The organism is Paenibacillus sp. OT2-17 (assembly GCF_009827695.1).
Classification (GTDB): domain Bacteria; phylum Bacillota; class Bacilli; order Paenibacillales; family Paenibacillaceae; genus Paenibacillus; species Paenibacillus polymyxa_B.
This window is the reverse complement of sequence record NZ_WUDQ01000623.1, coordinates 1-2,062: the sequence shown is the minus strand read 5'-3', so window position 1 is coordinate 2,062 and position 2,062 is coordinate 1. Positions and strand designations below refer to the sequence as shown.

2 protein-coding genes are annotated in these 2,062 nt (G+C 40.4%); one reads left to right on the top strand and one right to left on the bottom strand.

The genetic code is table 11. The features are described 5' to 3' along the window. The first annotated feature begins 367 nt into the window (after positions 1-367). Positions 368-1,285, top strand: a complete 918-nt coding sequence (locus tag GRP75_RS25370) for an AEC family transporter (RefSeq protein ID WP_025720621.1) — start codon at positions 368-370, stop codon at positions 1,283-1,285. A 343-nt stretch (positions 1,286-1,628) separates the two neighbouring features. Here the strand turns inward: GRP75_RS25370 and GRP75_RS25365 are convergent. Beyond that, on the bottom strand, positions 1,629-2,062 hold a 434-nt coding region (locus GRP75_RS25365), incomplete at its 5' end, for a cellulose binding domain-containing protein (protein WP_272917239.1).

Below are 2,062 nucleotides of genomic sequence, written 5' to 3'. Positions count from 1 at the left end.
TGATGAGGCTGCACTCCGGTTGACAATGGACCAAATTGCGATCCATCATGACGCGCTGCGCATGGTTTTCCGGCCTACAGAAGCTGGATACGCAGCTTGGAATCGGGGAACGGACGAAGGCGAGCTCCTCCTTATAGTAAAGACCGGGCTCAAATGTCCCTAGATGTATTAACGGCTTCTCTAAGCTGATTTTTTATCTTTTCTTATCTAATGTGTGAGACACTACTATAGCTGCAGTCCATATTGTCAAAATCACTATAAAATTTTATTATACGCCTAACCTATTTACACAGTATAATGAGAATTACACATGCATTTTTAAGAATCAGCCATTACATTCGCATAATAGAAAGAAGATGAAACAGACATGTTCGGCACCATTCTTTTGGACGTTGTTTTACCTATTTTTGTACTTATCGGTTTTGGTTGTATCATGCAATATTATTTTCGACTGGATTTGTATACCTTAGCTAAAATCAATTTTTACTATATCACCCCCGCAGTTGTGTTTACAGGTCTTTATAACTCGGAAATTTCTTTAATGCTCATGGGTGAGGTTTCACTTTTTTATGCCTTGTACATAGCTATTCTGTACGTAATCAGCACTACCGTCGCCAGATCTCTGAAATACAGCCCCGGAATGCGTGGAGCTTTTACAAATAGTGTAATGCTAGATAATTCAGGGAATTATGGTCTGCCAATCAATCAGTTGGTGTTCAAAGGTGACCCGTTGGCCATTTCCGTTCAAGCTCTGATTATGACCTTTCAAAGCTTTGTCACATTTACATACGGCACTTTTGTTGTGCAAAACGGCAAGGCCAATACTCGGAAAATATTAATTAATTTTTTTAAAATGCCTGTTCCCTATGCGCTTGCGCTAGGTTTGCTCCTAAATCTGCTGCATAGTCCATTGCCTAATTTACTGGCTGAACCTTTGAATTATATTAGTCAGTCGATGGTTGCCGTGGCTCTGCTTACTTTGGGGGCACAAATTGTGCAATATCCCTTTCGTTTGCGCCGGACAGCCGTGTACATCAGTATGGTACTACGCCTGATTGCTGGTCCAATGGTCGGTTTTATGCTCGTCTTGCTGCTGGGTCTTAAGGGGATTCCGGCTCAAGCCTTGCTCATTGCATCGGGTATGCCTACCGGCGTTAATACAAGTATTTTGGCGGAAGAATATAAAAATGAACCCGATTTTGCCGCACAAACAGTATTACTTTCTACGATTGTGAATGTCATTACGATGACACTGTTAATTTCAGTATCCCGGCATCTTGTTTGAGGTGTATGATAAATATAAAAAATGGATTAGAGACGCTTTTTGTCTAAGGACAGAGCGTTTCTTTTTCAAGATGAAGGGAACATGAGTTCGTGTTAGTGTTTCTTTTTTCTACTTAAAGTGGTGTGTTTGTTTTGTGGAGATCGTATGCGAGAAAGAGTTTTTTTCTATTATGAATTTTTCATATAGTGAAATAATCATACAATTTAATTTGAATCTCTATTAGTTGCTGTTTTCAACTTGTCGTTGCTTTTTCCCCAAAAAAAGAATGCGGGACAACAGGTCGTCAAAAATAAAGCCAGCTCACTCATTAGAGTGGCTGACTTAGGATTATCCTTATTAAGGTTTAGGGCTCAATTCCCCATTGCTTGCTTCCAGATAGGTAAGCGGTTATTTTAGCAGAATCTTGTAAACTGTTTGCTGTGGGATTAAATGAATAATCATCGGTTTGTGTGTAACTGCTCCAGTCCTCTTTGGATATCCGGGTTTGCAACTCCACACTTTGACCGGGTTCTAAAGAACCCGCAGCCGATTTAAACCCGATTTCTGCATAAGAATCTGCCCCTGGCTTCGCATTGGATAATGTTTTGAAGCTAGCAATCACATTCCCTGTACCGACGCTCGACCAATCCGTGAAGAAATTTTGTGCTTTCTCCCCGTTAATGGTGTAATAATAACGCAATGTCACGTCTGCTAGGGAAATTGATGAGGTTCCCGTATTGGTTATTTTAAATTTGGAACTGATTGTATTGCTTGTGGCGGATACATTCCCATTGAAGG

Excerpts from the sequence above, each read along its gene's own strand:
- GRP75_RS25370 (WP_025720621.1), top strand. The coding sequence starts at position 368 with ATGTTCGGCACCATTCTTTTGGACGTTGTTTTACCTATTTTTGTACTT.